This window comes from Amycolatopsis sp. lyj-108 (assembly GCF_046549005.1).
Taxonomy (GTDB): Bacteria; Actinomycetota; Actinomycetes; order Mycobacteriales; family Pseudonocardiaceae; genus Amycolatopsis.
Genome location: NZ_JAJPWQ010000002.1, coordinates 861,884 through 882,619, shown reverse-complemented (window position 1 = coordinate 882,619; position 20,736 = coordinate 861,884). Strand labels below are relative to the sequence as shown.

At 69.4% G+C, this 20,736-nt stretch carries 22 protein-coding genes; 13 read left to right on the top strand and 9 right to left on the bottom strand.

Features of this window, described 5'->3' with window-relative positions:
- Positions 1-14 precede the first annotated feature (14 nt).
- From ACLJO0_RS10630 to ACLJO0_RS10615, 4 genes are all read left to right on the top strand, one after another.
- Entirely contained in the window at positions 15-692 is a 678-nt protein-coding gene (locus ACLJO0_RS10630; RefSeq protein WP_410577894.1) for a hypothetical protein, read from the top strand.
- 66 nt (positions 693-758) lie between these two features.
- Entirely contained in the window at positions 759-1,553 is a 795-nt protein-coding gene (locus ACLJO0_RS10625; RefSeq protein WP_410577892.1) for a hypothetical protein, read from the top strand.
- 34 nt (positions 1,554-1,587) lie between these two features.
- Positions 1,588-1,995 (top strand): GntR family transcriptional regulator, encoded by a 408-nt coding sequence (locus ACLJO0_RS10620; protein ID WP_396560402.1) that lies wholly within the window; start codon positions 1,588-1,590, stop codon positions 1,993-1,995.
- A 65-nt stretch (positions 1,996-2,060) separates the two neighbouring features.
- Positions 2,061-2,246 carry a hypothetical protein gene (locus ACLJO0_RS10615; protein ID WP_410577889.1) on the top strand — a complete coding sequence of 62 codons (186 nt, stop codon included), beginning with the start codon at positions 2,061-2,063 and terminating at the stop codon, positions 2,244-2,246.
- 42 nt (positions 2,247-2,288) lie between these two features.
- Here the strand turns inward: ACLJO0_RS10615 and ACLJO0_RS10610 are convergent, their stop codons facing one another.
- Positions 2,289-3,185 carry a DNA-3-methyladenine glycosylase family protein gene (locus ACLJO0_RS10610; protein ID WP_410577887.1) on the bottom strand — a complete coding sequence of 299 codons (897 nt, stop codon included), beginning with the start codon at positions 3,183-3,185 and terminating at the stop codon, positions 2,289-2,291.
- Between the two features lie 74 nt (positions 3,186-3,259).
- On the opposite strand from ACLJO0_RS10610, the gene ACLJO0_RS10605 reads away from it, so the two are divergent.
- Both ACLJO0_RS10605 and ACLJO0_RS10600 read left to right on the top strand, forming a co-directional pair.
- Positions 3,260-3,712 (top strand): adenylyltransferase/cytidyltransferase family protein, encoded by a 453-nt coding sequence (locus ACLJO0_RS10605; RefSeq protein WP_125780810.1) that lies wholly within the window; start codon positions 3,260-3,262, stop codon positions 3,710-3,712.
- 212 nt (positions 3,713-3,924) lie between these two features.
- A complete protein-coding gene (locus ACLJO0_RS10600) occupies positions 3,925-4,359 on the top strand; it encodes a hypothetical protein (protein ID WP_396560394.1) in 435 nt (144 codons plus the stop codon).
- Between the two features lie 79 nt (positions 4,360-4,438).
- Here ACLJO0_RS10600 and ACLJO0_RS10595 read toward each other — a convergent pair whose 3' ends face one another.
- The 4 genes from ACLJO0_RS10595 to ACLJO0_RS10580 all read right to left on the bottom strand — a co-directional run bounded on the left by ACLJO0_RS10595 (position 4,439) and on the right by ACLJO0_RS10580 (position 8,817).
- Positions 4,439-5,479: a serine hydrolase domain-containing protein gene (locus ACLJO0_RS10595; protein ID WP_410577885.1), complete on the bottom strand. Its 1,041-nt coding sequence runs from the start codon at positions 5,477-5,479 to the stop codon at positions 4,439-4,441.
- A 58-nt stretch (positions 5,480-5,537) separates the two neighbouring features.
- Complete coding sequence (locus tag ACLJO0_RS10590; protein ID WP_199749161.1) at positions 5,538-6,401, bottom strand: glycosyltransferase family 2 protein; 864 nt, start codon at positions 6,399-6,401, stop codon at positions 5,538-5,540.
- A gap of 144 nt (positions 6,402-6,545) precedes the next feature.
- Entirely contained in the window at positions 6,546-7,691 is a 1,146-nt protein-coding gene (locus ACLJO0_RS10585; protein WP_410578228.1) for a glycosyltransferase family 4 protein, read from the bottom strand.
- Positions 7,692-7,728: 37 nt separating this feature from the next.
- Complete coding sequence (locus ACLJO0_RS10580; protein ID WP_410578227.1) at positions 7,729-8,817, bottom strand: glycosyltransferase family 4 protein; 1,089 nt, start codon at positions 8,815-8,817, stop codon at positions 7,729-7,731.
- 19 nt (positions 8,818-8,836) lie between these two features.
- On the opposite strand from ACLJO0_RS10580, the gene ACLJO0_RS10575 reads away from it, so the two are divergent.
- The 3 genes from ACLJO0_RS10575 to ACLJO0_RS10565 are packed head-to-tail and all read left to right on the top strand — an operon-like array spanning position 8,837 to position 13,375.
- Positions 8,837-9,748: a glycosyltransferase family 2 protein gene (locus ACLJO0_RS10575; RefSeq protein WP_410577884.1), complete on the top strand. Its 912-nt coding sequence runs from the start codon at positions 8,837-8,839 to the stop codon at positions 9,746-9,748.
- A 32-nt stretch (positions 9,749-9,780) separates the two neighbouring features.
- Positions 9,781-12,294, top strand: a complete 2,514-nt coding sequence (locus ACLJO0_RS10570) for a glycosyltransferase (RefSeq protein ID WP_410577882.1) — start codon at positions 9,781-9,783, stop codon at positions 12,292-12,294.
- On the top strand, positions 12,287-13,375 hold the full coding sequence (locus tag ACLJO0_RS10565; protein WP_410577880.1) for a glycosyltransferase family 4 protein: 1,089 nt from the start codon (positions 12,287-12,289) through the stop codon (positions 13,373-13,375). Before ACLJO0_RS10570 ends, ACLJO0_RS10565 begins: the two co-directional genes overlap by 8 nt.
- Positions 13,376-13,461: 86 nt before the next feature.
- On the opposite strand, the gene rfbD is transcribed toward ACLJO0_RS10565, so the two are convergent.
- Complete coding sequence (gene rfbD / locus ACLJO0_RS10560) at positions 13,462-14,361, bottom strand: dTDP-4-dehydrorhamnose reductase (RefSeq protein ID WP_410577878.1); 900 nt, start codon at positions 14,359-14,361, stop codon at positions 13,462-13,464.
- The gene (gene rfbB / locus ACLJO0_RS10555) at positions 14,348-15,331 is read right to left on the bottom strand and encodes a dTDP-glucose 4,6-dehydratase (RefSeq protein WP_410577876.1); all 984 of its coding nucleotides are present in this window, start codon (positions 15,329-15,331) and stop codon (positions 14,348-14,350) included. Before rfbB ends, rfbD begins: the two co-directional genes overlap by 14 nt.
- Before the next feature lie 150 nt (positions 15,332-15,481).
- Here rfbB and ACLJO0_RS10550 point away from each other — a divergent pair, with 150 nt between their 5' ends.
- From ACLJO0_RS10550 to ACLJO0_RS10540, 3 genes are all read left to right on the top strand, one after another.
- Positions 15,482-17,014 (top strand): LCP family protein, encoded by a 1,533-nt coding sequence (locus ACLJO0_RS10550; RefSeq protein WP_410577874.1) that lies wholly within the window; start codon positions 15,482-15,484, stop codon positions 17,012-17,014.
- A gap of 89 nt (positions 17,015-17,103) precedes the next feature.
- Positions 17,104-18,423 (top strand): LCP family protein, encoded by a 1,320-nt coding sequence (locus tag ACLJO0_RS10545; protein ID WP_410577872.1) that lies wholly within the window; start codon positions 17,104-17,106, stop codon positions 18,421-18,423.
- Positions 18,424-18,433: 10 nt separating this feature from the next.
- Complete coding sequence (locus ACLJO0_RS10540) at positions 18,434-19,141, top strand: TIGR03089 family protein (protein WP_410577870.1); 708 nt, start codon at positions 18,434-18,436, stop codon at positions 19,139-19,141.
- 64 nt (positions 19,142-19,205) lie between these two features.
- Here the strand turns inward: ACLJO0_RS10540 and ACLJO0_RS10535 are convergent, their stop codons facing one another.
- Complete coding sequence (locus tag ACLJO0_RS10535) at positions 19,206-19,631, bottom strand: DoxX family protein (protein WP_125789921.1); 426 nt, start codon at positions 19,629-19,631, stop codon at positions 19,206-19,208.
- A 184-nt stretch (positions 19,632-19,815) separates the two neighbouring features.
- Between ACLJO0_RS10535 and ACLJO0_RS10530 the strand changes: the two genes are divergently transcribed.
- Positions 19,816-20,268 (top strand): hypothetical protein, encoded by a 453-nt coding sequence (locus ACLJO0_RS10530; RefSeq protein ID WP_410577868.1) that lies wholly within the window; start codon positions 19,816-19,818, stop codon positions 20,266-20,268.
- Here ACLJO0_RS10530 and ACLJO0_RS10525 read toward each other — a convergent pair.
- The gene (locus ACLJO0_RS10525) at positions 20,216-20,644 is read right to left on the bottom strand and encodes a hypothetical protein (RefSeq protein ID WP_125789919.1); all 429 of its coding nucleotides are present in this window, start codon (positions 20,642-20,644) and stop codon (positions 20,216-20,218) included. The genes ACLJO0_RS10530 and ACLJO0_RS10525 overlap by 53 nt on opposite strands.
- Positions 20,645-20,736 lie beyond the last annotated feature (92 nt).

Sequence of the window (20,736 nt, the reverse complement as noted above, 5' to 3'; positions counted from 1 at the left end):
CTAAAGGGGGAATGATGCTGACGGCGCTGACGCCATATCTCGACCGGGTCCGGGTCCACAGCAGCGGAGACGGTGACGGCTTCGGCTGGTTTCTGCTGATCCTGGCGATCATCGTCATCATCATCGTGATCGTGGTGATCATCGTGAAGGTCAACCAGGCGAAGAAGCCGCCGATGACATTCCCGCAGAACCCGAACTTCGGCGGCGGCGGCCCGGCTCCGGGCTTCCCGCCGCCCCCGCCCGGCGGCCCCGCCCCGCAGGGCAACTGGCAGCAGCAGCCCGGTTTCCCGCCGCCTCAGCCCGGTTACGGTCAGGCGCCCGGCTTCCCGCCGCCGGCCCCCGCTGGTTTCGCGCCGCCGCCCGCAGGCTTCCCGCCGCCGCCCGGCGCCCCCGCGGGGTTCGCACCCCATCCCGGCGCCCCGGCGCACAATCCGTTCGGCGCGGCCGGCATGGCTCAGCCCGGTTTCCCGCCGCCTCCCCCGCAGGCCGGGCCGCCGATCGACGGCAGCGCGGACCGCACCCAGGTCGTGTCCCCGCAGCAGCAGGCGGACCCCGGCGCCGACCGCACGCAGGTCGTGTCGCCCGCAGGCGGCGGCGACCGCACGCAGGTCGTCTCCCCGATCGCCGCCGGGGACGCCACACAGGTCGTCCCCGGCGGCGATCGGACCCAGGTCATCCCGCCCCGTCAGTAGGCCGCTTGCTTTTGTATCAGTGATTGTGCCATCATGGCGATACGATAACTGATACAAGGGGGCGCTGTGGTGGTTCTGAACGAATCCCAACAGCTTCAGCTGACCAGGATGAAGCTGCGGAGCAGGATCAAGGGGCAGACGGTCGGGGTGGCCTTGGCCCTGCTCGGGGCCACGTGGGGTGTTTGGTTTTTCCTGAGTCAGGAGTTCTTCCTCGAGGCTTCGGGCGGCAGCCCCACGCTCATGTCGCGCCGAAAGGCGGAGTGGCCGGCACTGTCCGAATCGGGCTCTCTCATCGCGGTCGTGGTGACCTTCGTCGTCCTGGCCGGTTTCGTCTGGTGGGCCACCCTCCGGATACGCAAGGCGGAACAGCGGCTGGCGCGGTCGGTGCCACGCCGGATCGCGCACGGAAAGCGGCTCGGCGTGCTCGAGGTGGCAGGCGCCGGGACGGTCATGCTGTGGCTGGCCAGCTGTGTCGGCGGCATCGGTCTCGGCCTGACCATCGGTTTCCTCGCCGAGTCCACCGAAAAGCAGCTGATCGGTTTCACCTACGCGGCGGGGATCGCCGTCCTCGGCGCCTTGTCCATCGCACTGGCCCGGCAGGTGGTCAAGCAGCCCAGCCTGGCCGACGACGAGATCTCCCTGCGCACGGACGACATGCTCCGCATCAAGGACACGCAACTGACCCTGCTGCCCACCGGGGTCTACCTTGCCCTCCCCTTGACCTCCGCGCTACCGGAGTTCGCCACGTGGCTGTGGGCCTACTTCCTGGGGAGCGCCGCGATCGGCCTTCTCGCTACGCTCGTGGTCCGGCTACGAAGGGCACCGCTGAACTCCTCGCCACCGGGAAACGCGGTGTTCTGATCCAGTCGGCGAGCCGAGAACCAGGAGCACGAAAGTGATCATCAGCGTCGACACCAACTCACCGATCCCCCCGTACGAGCAGGTGCGTTCAGCGTTCGCCGCCCAGATCAAGGACCGGACGCTGCCGGTCGGCACGAAGCTTCCGACGGTGCGCAAGCTCGCCGAAGATCTCGGTATCGCCCCCAACACCGTCGCCAAGGCCTACCGTGAACTCGAAGAGGCGGGCCTGATCGAAACCCGTGGCCGGGCAGGCACCTTCGTCGGCGACTCGGGGGATCAAAACCGGAAGCTGGCCCAGAAGGCAGCCGCCGAGTACGCCGCGATCACCCGCAAGCTGGGCTTGAGTCAGGGGGAGGCGATCGCCATCGTCGACGCCGCACTGGCCGCGAACGTCACGGCCTACCGCACGAACCCGCGGCTGCAGGAGCGCCCCGCCCACTGAGCCCGGGCACCGCCGCAGCAGCCGCCACCGGGCTGGTGACGAGGGCCTCCGGCTAATCTCTCGGCATGGTCTTCCTCTTGGTACTGGTGGTCGGCTTCCTGGTCCTGGCCGGGATCGGGGTCGGCGTGTACTTCCTCGTGAAATCGAACACCAAGCAGCCGCCCGTCCTCCCCTACCACCAGTACCCGCAGCAGCCGCCGCAGTACCCGAGCCAGCAGCAGCCCTACCCGCCGCAGGGCTGGGGTAACTGACCCCGTATTCAGCGGACCAAATGCGGCGCCCGGCAGGCGCGATCACATGGCGCGGTAGTCGCGGAGCTCGATCTTCGGTCCGAACCTCGGGCGGCGGAATCCGGCCGTCGACAGGTAGCGCACGGCACGCTGGCGCTGCGGCGAATACGGCGCCAGTACCTCGGACATCCCGACGTCGTCGAGTTTCGTGCCGACGAGCGCGTGCCCGACCATCGACGGGATGTTGTAGTCGCCGAAGCTCACCGCGTCCGGGTCTCCCCAGGCGCGTTGCGCGATCTCCGCCGCGGTCCACACGCCGATGCCGGGCACCTTCCGCAGCCAGGCCCGGCCCTCGACACCCTTCAGCTCGACGGCCTTCTCCAGCCGGGTCGCGACACGCGCCGCGGCGATCAGCGTCGTCCGCCGTTTCAGGTCCACCCCGGCGCGATGCCATTTCCAGTCCACAATGGATCGAATGGCGACAGGTGTCGGCGGCACACGCAGCCGTGACGGCACCGGCCCTGGCGCCTGCTCGCCGAACCAGCGGCACAATTCGCCCCACGACCGCAGGGCCTCCGTACTGGTCACCTTCTGCTCCAGCACGGCGAGCACCAGCGCGTCCCACACCCGGCCGGTCGAGCCGAGCCGCAGTCCCGGGTTCCGGCGCCGCGCCGACGCGATGACGTCGTGATGCGCGATGAACTCGGAGTCGTCGTCATGCGCGCCCAGCATCGCCGGGACGCCGTCGAGAAGCCTGTCCGCGCCGGGCCCCCAAGCCTCGGCCTCGATCTCACCGTCGGCGCGCCGCAGCAGCGCGAGCGTGCCCGCGCCGTCCTCGGTGTTGGCCGCCAGCCAGGTGACCCCGGCCTCGGTGCGGACGACGTTGGGCGAACGTGACCCACGGCTCAGCGGACCCAGGACCGTGTCCAGGTCCAGTTCGAAGCCGGGACGGAACAGCACACGATGAAACTACCCGGCACTCGGCTAGGGTTAGCGGGCCACCTGAAACCGTAAGCCTATGGAGGACACCGACGATGACCGAGCGACCGGCGAAGGCCTCGATCGTCAGCGGGTACTTCAACCCGCTCCACCAGGGCCATCTCGACCTGTTCGAGGACGCGCAGGCACGGTCCGGCTACCTGATCGTCATCGTCAACAACGATCACCAGCAGGTCCTCAAGAAGGGCAGGGTGATCCAGACCGAGGACATCCGGGCCCGGATCGTCCGCGCGCTGCGCATCGTCGACGACGTGTACATCGCCGTCGAGCAGGGGCCGGGCATCAACGAGTCGTTCGACCTGATCCGCGCGGCGTACCCCGACACGGAGCTCGAGTTCTGCAACGGCGGCGACAGGCGCAGCGTCGACGAGCTGCCCGCCGACGAGATCGAGGCCGGGGCCCGCAACAACATCGCGTTGCTCTACGGCATCGGCGGCACGGACAAGGCGGACTCCAGCACCCGGATCCTTTCGGACATGGAAGCCTGAGTTCCCTACGGTCGGCCAGGTGCCTGCCAACTTTTGTCGGACGACGTTCGCGGGTCTGCTGACGGCGGCCGCTCCTAGGGCCTACCCTAGACATCACACAGTCGGCCCTGAACCCAGAGGGCCCCAGGTCAGTCGGGAGGCCTAGGGGAATGGACCCCCGTGCTCGGGCGGACGCCTTGCTCGCACGCGCAAGCGCGCGTGGAGCCTTCGTCGTGACACCGGACAACGCGACGTCTCCGATGGACTCCGCGAACACCCAGCAGATCCCCCGATCGGTGGTCGCCGAGATCGACCGATCATCGGACCCGGACACGACCACTCAGCTACCCGCTTCGCTGATCGCGGAGAACGACCACCCGCTCGCGGGACCCGAGCCGACGACGCGGCTGGACCTGCCGCCGGCGCGGGGAGAAGGTTCGACTCAGCCGCAGCCCTATCCTCGCCGTCCCGGCACGCAGCCGACCAGGCCGCTGCCGCAGGCGACCACCCCGCTCACCCGGCGGCCGCCGGCCGCGCCGGTGCAGAGCCCGCTGATCGAGCAGCCGGAGCCGGAGACCGTCGAGAACGAGGTCGGCGGCCTGGTGCCGACGGTGAAGCAGAACCCTTCGGGACGGTCGAACCTCTCGCGCCGCCTGGACGGCATCTAGCCCTACACGCGCTATGAAAGGTCCTTTCCTTGCAAATTTTGCAAGGAAAGGACCTTTCATAGCATTACGGGCACCCGCCTCAGGAAGCCCGGATCACCCGATCGATCTCCTTGATCGCCGCGCCCCCGCCGTACGTGGCGTTGGACAGCATGGCGACGTCCAGCCCCTCGGCCGGATAGTGCCGCATGAGCGAGCAGACGCCGATGTTCCCGCCGTCCTTGTAGCAGTGCCGCACCGAGCCGTCCGGCTCCAGCACGAATTCGAGGCCGAAGCCGTACCAGACGCCTTTGCTGTGAAGCACCTGCGGCGTGAGGAACTCCTTCGTGCGCTCCGGTGACAGGAGTCGTTCCTCGCGGATCGCGCGCAGAAACCGGACGAGGTCGCCGACGGTGCAGTACGCACCCCCATCGGGTGATCCGATCGGCGGGTAGCTGAAGATGTTCTGCTTCCAGCCGGTGATCTGCTCGCCGTCGAGGATCGGGTCCCAGCCTTCGGCGACCCTCGGCTGCGGATCACGTCGGTCGAAGAAGCCCGAATCGGTCATTCCCGCGCGGTCGAGCACGGTCTCCCGGACGTGGTCGCGGTACGGCCTTCCGGTGCACTCCTCGATCACCAGCCCGGCGAGGACGTACCCCGAATTGCAGTACCGGCAGCCCTCGCCCGGCGCGAAATTCGGTGCCCTGTAGGCGAAATTGGGCAAATGGTCGCGTGTGTCCACCACCGAGTACACCGGTTTGTCGACCCACAGCGCCTCGTAGCTCTCGCCCGCTTCCTCGTCGGCGTCGTCGGCGATCCCGGACGTGTGCGTGAGCAGGTGCCGCGTCGTCGCACCGGGTGCGATCGCCGTGCCGCCGAGGTCGATGATCTCGCCGATCGGGCGATCGAGGTCCAGCCGTCCCTCGTCGGCGAGGCGCACTGCGGCGATCGCGGTGACGACCTTGGTGATCGACGCGGTGTCATAGCGGATGTCCGGCGCGTTCGGCACCGACCAGCGGCGGCTGGCCAGGCCGTATCCGCGTTCGAACAGCGTCTCGTCGCCGCGCCGGATCAGCACGACCCCGGAGAAGCGGTCCTCCCCGGCGCGTTCCGTCAGCCAGGTGTCCAGTTCAGCGAAGTCCATGCACCGACGGTAACGACGGCGGGGAGCGGAGTCGCGCGAGTTCCGGTGGCCGGAACGGCTACTTCCGGCGCGTTTCGAGCTTGAGCCGCAGCGCGAGACCGGCCTTCACCGCGAGCATGACCGGCTTCCACAGGAGACCGCGGTGACGGTCCGCGAGGTAGCGGTACGCGCTTTCGTGGTGCACACGCAGCATCTTCTCCGAAGCCTGCGAAGTCGAATGCCCGCCGATGTGCATGACGCTCGACGAGGGGGCGTACACGTTCAGCCAGCCAGCGCGGGTCAGCCGGTCACCGAGGTCGACGTCCTCGAAGTACATGAAGTAACGCGTGTCGAATCCGTCGACCGAGTCGAAGGCCTCGCGGCGCAACAGCTGGCAGGACCCGGAAAGCCAGCCCGCCGTGCGCTCGACCGGGGTACCGGTCTCCTGCCGGTACTGCCGCGTCCACGGGTTGCCCGGCCAGATCTTGCCGAACGCCGCGTGCCCGATCCCGCGGCCGAACGACGGCAGCAGCCGGGCCGACGGGTAGACCGTGCCGTCGAGGTCGTGGATGAGCGGCCCGAACGCGCCTCCGCGCGGCCAGCGCTCGGCCACCTCCAGCAGCGCGTCGAGCGAACCGGGTTCCCATTCGAGGTCCGGGTTCACCACGACGACCCAGCCGTAGCTGTCGTCGAGCTCCGCGACACCGCGGTTGGCGGCCGTGCCGTAGCCGACGTTTTCGCCGATGCTGAGCAGCTTGACGTTCTCCCGGCGGGCGGCCTTCTCCGGGGCGCCATCCGTGGAGGCGTTGTCGGCGACGACGACCTGGACGTCCCGATCCGTCGCCTTCTCGAGCGTGTCGAGGAACTTCTCGAGGGTTTCACCGGGAAAGTACGTCACGGTCACGACGGCGATCCCGTCGCCGTAGCTGGGGTGCTCAGTCACGGGGCCATTGTCCACCCGTCACCGAACGCGACCGCGCCGCACCCACCCCGAGGCGATAGCAAAGGTCCCTTGCTCCCCCGCCGCTCCGAAGCTCCGAATCCGGCGGGCATGCCCCCAATGCCACATTGGGGGCATCCGCAAGACTCAGCTGGCCCGCCGCTCCGCATGCCGGTGCCAAGCCTTCGCGTAGGCCTCCCGGTGCCGCTCCGCGGTCGTCGCCCACGAGAACTCCTTCGCCCGCCGAAGCGCGGCTTCGGCCAGCTCGGCCCGCCTCGCGGGAGCGTCGAGCAGCTCCGAGATGGCCGCGGCGACGTCTCCGGCGCCGACGCCGCAGTAGGCGACCGCGTCCCCGCCGACCTCCGGCAGCGAAAGCCGCCGGGTCGTGAGCACGGCCGCGCCGCACGCCATCGCCTCCAGCACCGGCAGCCCGAATCCCTCGCCGAGGCTCGGGTACGCGACCAGATCGGAGCCGCCGAGGAAGCCGGCGAGCGTGTCGAACGGCAGGTATCCGGCCCGGATCACGCGCAGCCGATGCGGCACGGCGTCGAGGGCGCGTTCGACCTGCGAGTCCCAGCCCGGTTGTCCGGCGAGCACCAGCGCCGGCGGGTTCGGCCTGCCGATCACGGCGTGCGCGAAGCCGCGGATCAGCGCGGGCACGTTCTTGCGCGGTTCCAGCGCGCCGAGGAAGGCGACGTACGGCGTCTTCCCCAGTCCGACGGCCTGCCGCGCGGCCTCGATCTCAGCGGGTGAGGGCGGATGGAACCGGTCCGGTTCGACTCCGTGGTGGATGATCTCCAGTTCCGAGGTGCGCACTGTCCGCACCTGGCCGACGCGCTCGAGTTCGGCCGCCGTCGCGATGCTCGGCACGACGCACAGCGTCGCGCGGCGAAGCGCCGTCGCGGTCCAGGCACGGAAGAAGCGCGCCTTCACCGAAGAGTGCAGGACGGCGTCGGTGAAGAAGGTCGCGTCGTGCAGCGTCACCACCGAAGCGGCCGGGCTGGCCAGCGGCATCGTGTAATGCGGGGAGTGGACGACGTCGGCGGCGAGCCGCCGGACCAGCCGGGGCAGGGTCGCCTGCTCCCAGGTCAGCCGGGCCGTCCTGGTCGAAGTCGACGGCGAGGTCGGCACGATCCGCGCGCCGGGCGCCAGCCGGTCGTACAGCACCGCGTCCCGCGGCTGGCAGACGACGGTGATCCGCGCGCCGTCCTCGTCCAGCGCCGCGACCAGCGAATCCACGTAACGTCCGACGCCACCCCGGTCCGCGGGAACGGCGGTCGCGTCGATCAGCACGCGAGGGTCATCGGTCACCCTAGGAGGGTACGGCTGCTCACCGGCTCCGCGGTGGGGAACCGGGAAACTGATCGCGCTGGTGGAGGCCCCAAACGGCCGAAGCGGCGCGTTGCCAGGTGAACTCACTCGAACGGCTGAGACCACTGTCACGCAGCGCTGCCGCACGCTCCGGATGGGCGAGTACGTCGCGAAGGGCATCCGCAAGCGCTTGCGCCTCACCGACGGGGACGGTGACGCCCGCTCCCCCGGCCACCTCGACCAGGGCGGGGACGTCCGAATGCACCACCGGCACCCCGGCCGCCATCGCCTCGATCAGCGGCAGCCCGAAACCCTCCGCCCGGCTCGGCATCGCCAGCACCGACGCGCCCCGCAACGCGAACGCCAGTTCCGCGTCGCTCACCTTCCCCAGCAGCCGGACGTCGGCGCCGTGCTCGCGCGCCAGCTCAGCCGGATCGACCCCGCCCCAGCCCGGCTGGCCGGCCAGCACCAGCGGCACCCCGATCCGGCCTGCGGCGTCGATCAGCACGTCGATGCCCTTGCGCGGCTCGATCGTCCCGATCGCGAGCACGTATCGCCCGGGCAGCACGACCTCGGTGAACGCGGCGGGCGGCCGCACACCGTGCGGGATCACGTGCAGCGGGGCCGCAACCGGAACCAGCCCGGTGAGCTCGTCCGCAATCGCTTGCGTGGGCACGGTCAGCGCGGTCGCCCGCGCCGCGGCCCGCGCGATCATCGCCTTGTGCCACGCGACGCCGCGCGGGGTCAAGGTCTCGGGATGCGTCCACGGCACGGTGTCGTGCACCGCGACCGACAGCGTCCGCCCCTTCGGCACGCGGGCGGGCGCGAGCGGCGTCGGCGCGTGCACCGCGTCGCCGCCCGGCCACCACGGCAGGCCCAGCTGCCAGGCGGCGATCAGCGCCCGGGGCGGGATCGGCAGCACACGCGGTCCTTCGACACCCTCGACGACCGCAGCCTCGACGTCGGCATGTCGTGCGACCACGCTCGACACCGTCCAGCCCGGCGGCGCGGTCTCGGCGAGCGCCCGCAGCACTTCGCCGGTGTAGCGGCCTGTCCCGCCGGGGACCGGCGCCAGCAGCTGCTCGGCGAGCACGACCAGTTCGGGCATGGTCTCTATTCTCTCTGGCATGCCCAGCACCACCGTCGTCGTGGTCACCTGGCGCGGCGCGGCGCACATCATCGCCTGCCTCGACGCCCTCGCCGCGCAGTCCCGCCCGCATCGCACCCTGGTCGTCGACAACGCCTCCGACGACGGCACGGCCGCCCTGCTCGCCGCCCATCCGTCGAAGCCCGAGGTGCTCCGGCTGCGGCGCAACACCGGTTACGCGGGCGCCATGGCCGCCGCACTGGACAAAGTGGACACCCCGCTGATGGCGTGGCTGAACGACGACGCCGCGCCGGCCCCGGACTGGCTCTCGACCTGCGAAGACACCCTCGCCAAGGCTCCGCTCGCCGCCGCCGTGAGCGCCCGGCTGACGTTGGCCGACGGGACCGTCCAGTCCACCGGCGTCCGCCTGACCGCCGATGGCCACGGCGTCGACCTGCCGGAACCCGCCGAAGAGGTCTTCGGTTTCTGCGGCGGCGCGGCCGTGCTGAACGTCGAGGCGCTCCGCTCCGTCGGCGGCGTCCCGGCGTCCTACTTCTGCTACTACGAGGACACCGACACCGCGTGGCGGCTCCGGCTGGCGGGCTGGGACGTCGTCGGCGCCGAAGCCGAGGTCACCCATCGGCATGGCGCGAGCACCCGACCGGGTTCGGTCCAGTTCCACCTGTGGAATGAACGCAACCGCCTGCTGACCCTCCTGCGGTGTGCTCCGCGTGAGGTCGCGCTCCGCCAGCTGCTGAAGTTCGCCGCCCTGACCGCGATACTCCCCCTTCGAGGGAAACCGGAAGCACCGAACTTCCGTCCGAGCCTGCGGTGCCGGGTGCTGGGTGCCGTCGCCGCCCGCCTGCCGCGCACACTGCTCGAGCGGCGGGCAATCGGGCGGCGCGCGACACTCGGCCGAGGCGCGGTCTGGGACGCGTGGGCTGGCAATTAAGCTTGCCCCAATCGAGAGCAGGGAGTACGGCTTTGGCGCAGGGGGAAACGCAACCGGTCGTCTCGGTCATCGTGGTGAACTACCGGGGAGCCGCCGACACCGTCACCTGCCTGCGCGCACTCGCCGAACACGATTACCCGAACCTCGAAGTCATCTGCGTCGACAACGCCTCCGGCGGCTCCGACGTCGCCGAGATCAAGGCCGCCGCCCCGGGCGTCAAGCTCGTCGAGTCCCCGGTGAACTCCGGTTTCGCGGGCGGCTGCAACCTGGGCGCGAAGCACGCGACAGGCACCGTGCTCGCCTTCCTCAACAACGACGCCCGCCCGGCTCCCGGCTGGGTGGGCGCGGCCGTCGCCGAACTGCGCGCCCAGCCGACGGTCGCCGCGGTGGCCAGCAAGGTCCTCGACTGGGACGGCACCGGCACCGACTTCGTCGACGCGGGCCTGACCTGGTTCGGCATGGGCTACAAACGCCACGCGGGCAGCCCGCTGGCCGACGTCCCCGCCGCCGAACACGAGATCGCCAAGGACGTCCTGTTCGCGACCGGTTCGGCGATGTTCGTCCGCGCCGGGGTGTTCGCCGAACTCGGCGGGTTCGACGAGCGGTTCTTCATGTTCTACGAGGACGTCGATCTCGGCTGGCGGCTGAACCTGCGCGGCTGGCGCGTGCGCTACGTGCCGGATTCGCTGACCTACCACAAGCACCACGCCACGATGTCCACAGTGGACGCTCCGGACTCCGGCCGCGAGACGTTCCTGCTGGAACGCAACGCCTTGGCCGCGTTGTACAAGAACCTCTCCGACGAGACACTCTCGCGCGCGCTGCCCGCGGCGCTGGCGCTGGCCGTCCGCCGCGCGACCGCTCGCGGAGACCTCGACGCCACCCAGCTCGATCTCGCCAAGGGCGTCGGCCCGGCCGAAACCGGTCCGGTCGAAGTGCCGAGGACGACGTTGGCCGGCGTGCTGGCGATCGACCAGTTCGTCGAACTGCTGCCGTCGCTGGCCGAGTCGCGCGCCGTCGAACAGGCCGCCCGCGTCCGCACCGACGCCGATCTGCTTCCCTTGCTGCGCAAGGCTTTGGAGCCCGCGTATCCGCTGCCGCGCTACCTCGCCGCGCACGACATCCTGGTCGAGACGTTCGGCATCGACGCGCTCTTCGGGCAGCGCCGCAAGATCGCGGTGATCACCGGCGACGCGATCACGGAACGGATGGCGGGCCCGGCGATCCGCGCGTGGAACATCTCCGCGACCCTGGCCACCGAACACGACGTCCACCTGGTGACGGTCAATCCGCTCGCCGATCCGCCGCCCGCGCCCTTCCGGGTCAGCGCGGCGACCAGGCGCGACCTGGAGGCCCCGATCGCCTGGGCGGACATCATCGTCCTGCAGGGTCACGTGCTGGAACTCGCGCCCTCGCTCAAGAAGCAGTACGCGCACAAGATCGTGGTCGCGGATCTGTACGACCCGATGCACCTGGAACTGCTCGAACAGGGCAAGGGCGTTCCCGACGACAAACGCGCGCTCGACCTCATCGGGGTCACCAAGGTCCTCGACGCGCAGCTGGAACGCGGAGACTTCTTCCTGTGCGCCTCGGAGCGTCAGCGCCACTTCTGGCTGGGGCATCTCGCGGCGATGGGCAGGCTCTCGCCGCGGCTGTACGACGCGGACCCGACCACCCAGTCGCTGCTCTCCATCGTCCCGTTCGGCCTGTCCCCCAGCGCGCCGGTCCGCACCGGCCCCGGCCTCCGGTCCACTTTGGACGGAATCGGCGAGACCGATCACGTCGTACTGTGGGCGGGCGGGGTCTACAGCTGGTTCGACCCGCTCACGCTGGTCCGGGCGATGGAGCAGCTGCGGCAGCGCCGCGGCGACGTCCGCCTGGTGTTCCTCGGGATGAAGCATCCCAACCCCGAGGTCACCGAGATGGACATCGGCGCGCGCACGATGCTGCTCTCCGACACGCTCGGGCTCACCGGCAAGCACGTGTTCTTCAACCAGCAGTGGGTGCCGTACGAGGAGCGCCAGAACTGGCTCCTCGACGCGAACTGCGGCGTCACCACGCATTACGAGCACGTCGAGACGACGTTCGCCTTCCGCACCCGGGTGCTGGACTACCTGTGGGCCGGGCTGCCGATCGTCACCACCGACGGTGACTCGTTCGCGGACCTGGTCCGCAAGGAACGGCTCGGCGTCGTCGTCCCCGCCGAGGACGTGGACGCGCTGGCCGACGCGCTGGAAAAGGCGCTGTACGACGAAGAATTCGCCGCGGGCTGTGTCGAGCGGATGGCCGCGGTCGCCCAGCGTTACGCCTGGCCGGAAGCCTTGAAGCCGTTGGTGGAGTTCTGCCGGAACCCGCGGCCCGCCGCGGACCGGCTGCCCGGCTCGGAAGACCTCGTGGTCACCGCTCCGGTGCGGGGCAAGGAAATGCTGCGCCGCGACGTCGACCTGATCCGCGAGTACCTCGCCGACGGCGGCCCGAAGGAACTCGTGCGGCGCGTCGGCGGCCGCGTGGTCAAGGTCGCTAAGCAAAGGCTCGGCCGTGGCTGACCGCCCCTTGCGCGTCCTGCTCGACGGGACCCCGCTTCTCGGTGCCAGGACGGGTATCGGCCGGTACACGGTCGCGCTGTCCGAAGAGCTCGCGTCGATGTCCGAAGTGGACACTCGCGCGGTCGCCTTCACGTTGCGCGGCTGGCGACGGCTGCGGCACGTGCTCCCGCACGGCGTCCGGGCCCGCGGCATGCCGGTGGCGGCGCGGTTGCTGCGGAAGGCGTGGCTGCGTTCGCAACTGCCGCCGGTGGAACTGTTCGCCGGGCCGACGGATGTCGTGCACGGCACCAACTTCGTACTGCCCGGCCGGTTCCGCGCGGCGGGTGTGGTGACCATCCACGATCTGGCCTTTTTGGACGCTCCCGAGGAACTCGCGCCGAGCGATCACGAACTGCCGCGCCTGGTCCGGCGCGGCGCCCGGCTCGCCGACGCGATCTGCACGCCCACCAACGCCGTCGCCGACCAGGTCGCCGAACGGCTCGACGTGGATCGCGGCAAGATCATCGTCACCCCGCTCGGCGTGAACCCGGCCTGGTTCACCGCGCGCCCGCCGGACAAGGAGCGCCGCAAGGAACTCGGCCTTCCGGACAAGTACCTGCTCTTCGCCGGCGCGCCCGGGCCCCGCAAGGGCCTGCACTGGCTCCAGCAGGCGCACGAGGCGGCGCCCGATCTGCCGGAACTGGTGTTCGTCGGCCCCGGCTCGTTCGCGGTGGGCTCACGTTCGCGACACGTGGGCTACCTGTCCGACGTGAACCTCCGCCGGGTCGTCGCCGGGGCCAGTGCCCTGGTGCTGCCGTCGCGCGACGAGGGCTTCGGGCTCCCGGTGCTGGAAGCGATGGCGTCGGACGTCCCCGTGGTGTGCACGGACATCCCGGCGCTGCGCGAGGTCGCGGGGAACTGCGCGAGCCTGGTCCCCTACGAGGACGTCGACGGGCTCGTGGAGGCGCTGCGGATCGCCGTCAGCGACCCGCACGCCGTCGCCACTTCGGCCGCGCGCCGCGCCCACGTCGCGAACTTCACCTGGCGCGCCTGCGCCGAACTCACCGTCGCCGCGTACCGCCAGGCCAGCACGAAACACTGACCTCCGCAATTAGTCACCTACTTGCCCTCTAGGCCCTCCGGCGCACGAATTCGGTCAGGGCAAGTAGGTGACTAATTGCGGAGGTCTCAGGAAGCGAAGTAGGCCCGAAGCGCGTCAGACCAGTCCCGAAGCGGCGTGAGACCGGCCTCGCGCCACGAAGCGTTCGACAGCACCCCAAACGCCGGACGCGCCGCGGGACGCGGAAACTCCGCCGTCGTGCAGGGCTTCACCCGCGCCGGGTCCGCGCCGAGTTCCGCGAAGATCGCGCGCGCGAATCCACACCACGTCGTCGACCCGCCGCCCGTGCAGTGCAGCACCCGTTGCGAAGGCCCGTCGCCGGCGGCGACGCGACCGGCCAGCTCCAGCAGTCCGGCGGCGAGATCGCGAGACCAGGTCGGCGAACCGGTCTGATCGTCCACTACGGACAGTTCGTCGCGTTCCTTTTCCAGGCGCGCCATGGTCTTCACGAAGTTCGCCCCGGTCTTGCCGTACACCCAGGACGTCCGCACGATCCAGGACCGGGCGCCCGACCCGAGAACCGCGTCCTCGCCCGCCGCCTTCGTCCGGCCGTAGGCGTTGAGCGGCCCCAGCAGGTCACCGGTCTCGTACGGCGAAGTCGCGTCACCGGCGAACACGTAGTCCGTGGACACGTGGATGAGCGGCACTCCGCGCGACGAGCACACCGCGGCGAGCACCCGGGGGCCGTCGGCGTTCACCGCGAACGCCCGCGCCTCGTCGGTCTCCGCCGCGTCCACCGCGGTGTAGGCGGCCGCGTTGATCACCACCGGCGACTTCCCCGCCGCCCGCGCCCGGCCCGCCAGTTCGGTCACCGCGGCGACGACCTGCCCGGTGTCGCACACGTTCAACTCCGACGACGACGGCGTCGAGGCGTCGATGGAGTCCGCCGCCAGCGCCGCGATGTCCTGCCCCAGCTGACCGGATCCGCCCGGTACGAGAATGCTCAGCACGTCGTCACTCTCCCGCACGGTTCTTCAGCGGCTCCCACCACGCTCGGTTTCCGCTGTACCACGCGACCGTGTCGGCCAGACCGTCCTCAAAGGACTTCCGCGGCGCGTAACCGAGCTCCCGCGAGATCTTGGTGATGTCGACGGAGTACCGGCGATCGTGTCCCTTGCGGTCCTCGACCGGCTCGACGCTGTCCCAGCCGGCGCCGACCGCGGTCAGCAGCCGCTCGGTCAGCTCGCGGTTCGTCAGTTCCGTGCCACCGCCGATGTTGTAGACCTCGCCCGGCCTGCCGCCGTCGGCGACGAGCTGGATGCCGCGGCAGTGATCGTCCACGTGCAGCCAGTCACGCACGTTGAGCCCGTCGCCGTAGAGCGGGACCTTCTTGCCGTCGAGCAGGTTGGTCACGAAGAGCGGGATGACCTTCTCCGGGAATTGGTACGGACCGTAGTTGTTCGAGCACCTCGTGACACAGACAGGTAATCCGTGCGTACGGAAGAAGGAACGTGCCAGCAGATCGGAGGACGCCTTCGACGCCGAGTACGGCGAATTCGGCTCCAGCGCGTGGTCTTCGTCCCAGGATCCTTCGTCGATCGAGCCGTACACCTCGTCGGTGGACACGTGGACGAACTTCCCGACCTCGGCCTCGAGCGCGGCCTGCAACAGGGTCTGCGTGCCGAGCACGTTGGTCAGCACGAAGTCGGCAGCGCCGGCGATCGAACGGTCCACATGGGACTCGGCGGCGAAGTGGACGACCAGGTCGATCCCCCGCATCAGCTCGCTGACCAGGGCGGCGTCGCAGATGTCACCCTTTTCGAACCGGTAGCGCGGGTTCTCGCGCACCGGCTCCAGGTTCGCTTCGTTGCCCGCGTAGGTCAGCTTGTCGAGCACGATCAGCTCGGCGTCGGCCAGGCTCGGGTACGCCCCTGTCAGCACCTGCCGGACGTAATGCGAACCGATGAACCCGGCACCCCCGGTGACCAGCACTCGCATGCCGCGATCCTCCTTTGACGACTTCCTGACCGGCCGAGTGTGTCACGACCGGGGCAACCTTTCACCAGCCTACGGACGTCTAACACGAGGATCAGTAGAGTTGTCGGCGAGGCACGCGGGTGCCCTGGGGAGATTCGTGGAGGACCGCACGTGACCGAGTGGCCCGGGCCACCCATTCCGGCGCGCCGTGGCGGCGGTGTCGTGGTGTTCGCCCGCCGTGGGGTGAAGGTCGTGTTCAGCCTGGTCTCGATCACGATCCTGGCGCTGACCTGGTGGGGCTGGCAGTTCATCGGCGACCCGTCGAAAGGCTTCGCGACCACGAACATCTTCGAGGACAACGGCCACCCGCCCGCGAAACCGCTGGACGGCGCGATCGACATCCTGCTCGTCGGCCAGGACAGCCGCACCGACGCGCAGGGAAACCCGCTGCCGCGCGAGGTCCTCGACATGCTGCACGCCGGTGTTTCCGACGGCGAGCGCCAGACCGACACGATGATCCTGGTGCACATCCCCCAGAACGGTAAGAAGGCGGTCGCGATCTCCTTCCCCCGCGACTCGTGGGTCGAGATCACCGGCGGTTTCGGCAAGCACAAACTCAACAGCGCGTACGTGTACGCCTACAACGACACGTCGAAGACGCTGCAGCAGCAGGGCAACTCCGATCTCAAGGACGTCGACGCCAAGGCCAAGGACGCCGGCCGCAAGAACCTGATCGCGACGCTGGAGAAGTTCATCGGCAAGCCGAAGATGATCGACCGGTACGCCGAGGTGAACCTGTCGAGCTTCTACGAGATCACCAAGGCCATCGGCGGCGTCGAGGTCTGCCTCAACAACGCGGTCAAGGAGAAGAAGTCCGGTGTGGACCTGCCCGCCGGGAAGTCGACCGTCGAAGGCGTCCAGGCGCTCGCGTTCGTCCGCCAGCGCTACGACCTGCAGAACGGCGACCTCGACCGGATCGCGCGGCAGCAGGCCTTCCTGTCGGGGCTGGCGAACAAGGTGCTCTCGTCCGACGTCCTGATCAACCCGGCGAAGATCGCGGACCTGATCGAAGCGGTGAAGAAGTCGGTCGTGCTGTCGGCAGGCTGGGATCTGCCGGAGTTCGCCGCCCAGATGCGCGGGCTGACCAGCGGCAACGTCGAGTTCCACACGATCCCGACGCAGGGCGACGCGACCATCGGCGGTGCCGCCGTGCTCCGGGTGGACCCGGCGCAGGTGCAGGCCGAAATCAGCCGCCTCACCGCCGACGGCGAGACGGCACCGACCTCGACTCAGCCCACCCTGCCGGGCGCGGAAGCGGTGACCGTCGAACTCTTCGACGGTTCCGGCTCCCCCACGGTGGCCACCGAGACCCGGAACCTCTTGCAGGGCAAGGGTTTCAAACTCGCGCCCGACACCAAGCTCAGCACCCGCAACTCGACGGTCATCCGGCACGCGCCGGGCGACGAAGCCGCGCTGGCCCTGATCAAGCAGGTCTTCGGCACCGCGGTGGCGGCCGAAGCGGACCGCGACGTCGCGCCCGGCAAGGTGCGGGTGCTGCTCGGCAAGGACTTCAAGGGCGCGACCGCGACCACCGCCCCGTCGAAGACGTCGACTCCCTCGAAGCCGGCTCAGCCGCCCGCCAGCGCTCCGCCGGCGCCCACCACGACGCCGATCGTCGCGGGCAATGTGCCCTGCGTCAATTAATGTCCGGGTACTGAGCGTGGCCGACCTCACGGTGGCTTAGCCTTCTCCTACGATCGGACAAGCGGCAGTGCCAGGGGAGGTGAACAGGGATGGGCGACGAGGACGAGGGCGTCAACGAACGTTCTGAGCAGTTGGACGACGAAGAGCCGAAGTCCGAAGAGGACACCAAATCGGACACCGAGAGTGACGAGAAGCCCCGGTTCATCCCGACGCCGTACCCCCGGAATCCGCCGCTCCCCCAGCCGTCCGGCCCGGCTGAAGACGAACCGGTTTCGGGTGTGCTCGCCGTACCCGAGCGCCCGCTGCGCCGCGCCGGCCGGATCACCCGCCGGATCGCGCTCGGCCTCGTGTCGCTGCTCGCCCTCGGCACGACGGGTTACGCGTACGTCACCAAGGACCAGTTGCAGAACAACGTCCCCACGACGAACGCACTGAGCAAGGCAGACGATCCCGCCGCACCGCCCGCCGACGACGGGGCGAACGACATCCTCCTCGTCGGCAGCGACGCGCGGACCGACGCGCAGGGCAATCCGCTGCCGCTCAGGGTGCTCAAGGAACTGCGCACCGAGGAGAAGCCGGGCGTCAACACCGACACCATCATCATCCTGCGCATCCCGAAGAACGGCGGGAAGCCGTCCGGGGTCTCGATCCCGCGCGACACCTGGACCGACATCCCCGGCCGTGGCCTCGGCAAGATCAACTCGGCGTATGGCACCGCGAAGGCCGACTACGCGAACGCGCACCGCGGCGAAGGCGATCAGGCGAAACTCGAACGCGATTCCGATCAGGAAGGCCGCAAGGCACTGGTCCAGACCGTTCAGGACCTGACGAAGATCCGCATCGACCACTACGCCGAGGTCAACCTGCTCGGGTTCTACCTGCTGACCGAGGCGCTGGGCGGCGTCAAGGTCTGCCTGAACCACTCCACCGAGGACAAGGACTCCGGCGCGGACTTCCGGCGCGGCGAACAGACCGTTTCGGGCGGCGAGGCGCTTTCGTTCGTGCGGCAGCGGAAGAACCTGCCGCGCGGCGATCTCGACCGCATCGTGCGGCAGCAGACGTTCCTGTCCTCGGCGCTGAACCAGGTGCTCTCGGCAGGCACGTTGACCAGCCCGTCGACGATGGCGGGCCTGATGGACGTCGTGCGCCGGTCGATCGTCCTGGACGAAGGGCTGGACCTGCTGGAGTTCGCGCAGCAGGCGAAGGGGATCGCGTCCGGCGACCTGACGTTCACGACCATCCCGGTGGTGAACATCAACGGCCGCAGCGCGGAAGGCCAGAGTATCGTCGAGATCGACCCCGCCGCCGTGCGGACCTTCGTGACCGGCCTGGTGGGCCGGGGCGGTGGTGGCGGGGCCCCCGGTGCGGCTCCGCTGCTCGCCGCGTCGAGTGTTCCCTGCGTGAACTAGCGTTGGGGGCGTGAGCCTCACCGAACTGCTGCTGCGGCCCCTGCTCGGGTCGCCCGCGAAACCGCTGATCACGCACTACGACGACAAGCAGGGCAGCCGGGTCGAACTGTCCGTGGCGACCACGGTGAACTGGGCCGCCAAAACGGCGAACTGGCTGGTCGACGAGTTCGACGTCGAACCGGGAGACGAGGTCGCCGTCGTGCTGCCGTCGCACTGGCAGACCGCCGGTGTCCTGCTGGGCGCCTGGTGGTGCGGCGCCAGGGTGGTGACGGAGACCGCTGGCGCGCGGGTGGCGTTCGTCGCGCCGGGCGGCGCTTCCGACGCGGCCGCGACGGCCGTCGTCTCGCTGCACCCGATGGGCCTCGGGCTGCCCGCCGGTTCCGTACCCGACGGGGCGTTGGACTACCTGACCGAAGCCAGGCTTTCGGGTGACCAGTTCAGCCCGCTGTTCCCCGTTCCCGGCGACACTCCCGCGCTGGGTTCGTCCACTGTGGACGAGGTGCTCGCCGAAGCTCGTTCCCGCGCTTCGGCGGCGGGCTTGTCCGCGGCGGACCGCGTTCTGTCCACTGTGGAGTGGACCGGCGAGGAAGGGATTCTGTCGGGATTCCTGACGCCGCTCGCGGCCGGCGCGCATCTGGTCCAGGTCACCGACGCGGATCCGGCCAAACTCGCTTCCCGGCGCGAAGCCGAGCGGACTACCGCGGATCTCCCCTCCTGACGCGCTATGAAAGGACCTTTCCTTGCAAATTTTGCAAGGAAAGGTCCTTTCATAGCATCCGGAGTTAGGCGTCCTGGAGCTGCTTCGCCTCACGCTTACGTCCGAAGAGCACGTGGTCGAGCGACAGCTTGCCGGCGTTGAAGCCGAGCGCGAGCCCGGCGACCGCCAGGACGAGCACGAGTTCGTAACCGCCCTGGCCGGTGAGGCCGTTGTCGAGGTGCACCGAGAGCAGGGCGCCGACGGAGACCACGACGAAGCCGAGGCCGACCAGCGGCGTCAGGAAACCGACGATGAACAAGATCGCGCCCACGATCTCCACCGCGATCGCGAAGATCGCCGCGAGCGTCGGCAGCGGGATTCCGGTCTGCTCGAAGAACTTCGCGGTGCCGTCGATCCCGTTTTCCCACTTCTGCAGGCCGTGTGCGAGGAAGACCACACCGACACCGATCCGGCCGAGCAGGAGGGCGACATCCTTGAAACGAGCGAACATCGGGTATCAGCTTTCTGGTCGGTGAATATTCAACTTACCCGGATCACGGTAGGGCACCGGGCGCCTCCGATGGCACCTCCGGAGCGTGATCGACAGGTACCCGACAGGAAGCGGACCCGGTCGGCGGCATGTCCTCTGTGGAAGGTCGCGGATGTTATCTCCCCCGTACGGCAGAATCCCCACCGTGACGGACGAACGGCTGACCGGCCGGTGGTCGGACGAGATCCTGCATCCGGGCAGCGTCGAAACCGTCGACCTGGTGTTCCGCCACGACGGCTCCGGATGGCTCTACTGGGCGAGCTGGAGCACCGAGTTCGCGGTGTCGCGCTTCACTTGGTCGACGCCGGGCGACCTGGTCTTGAAGGTCCATCGCACCCTCGGGGGCACGTGGTCGATCGACAACGATGTCACGCGGCACGACGTCGAGTCCGACGAGAAGGAAGAGTCGGTGTTCGAGACCGGCTACGAGATCGTGCCCGGTGAGGACCCGTGCGGCACCCCTGCGACCCTGCTCTCGCTGGACCGCCCGTTGACCGAGCACCTGGCGGGCTCGCGGTTCGCGTGGGTCGAGAAACCGGAATCGCTCAGCGATCCGTCCGCCGATGCTCCGCGGCAAGACCCGTCCAGCCCCCGCTGACGGCCAACACCTCGAGCACCCGCTCGGCCTGCTCGGCGAAGCCGGCCAGATCGGCGTGCAGCAACGCTATCCGCTCGGCGTCGAGCGGGACCTCGTCGTCGGCCCACAGTTCGATCACCGTGCTCACGGTCCACACGAGGAACTGGATGATCCGGATGAACTCCTCCGACGGTTCGTCGACGGCCTCGCGGTACCCCGTCTCGATGTCGTCGCAGGCCGCGACCAGCTCACGCAGCGGCTTGACGACGTCGGCCGCCGTCCCGTCCCACGCGGCCGACGGCCACGTGCGATCCCCGAGTTCGAGCCACAACCGCCAGCCGGCGATCAGCTCGGCCTCGTCGTGCGGTGTCCACGACACCGGAGCGAACCAGAACATCCTTCGAGAGTGACACCGTGCGGCCATGATCGCCGTACTTCCGTGAAGCATCTCACCGAGGGGCGATCTCACCTGCGCATTTCGTCACCTGA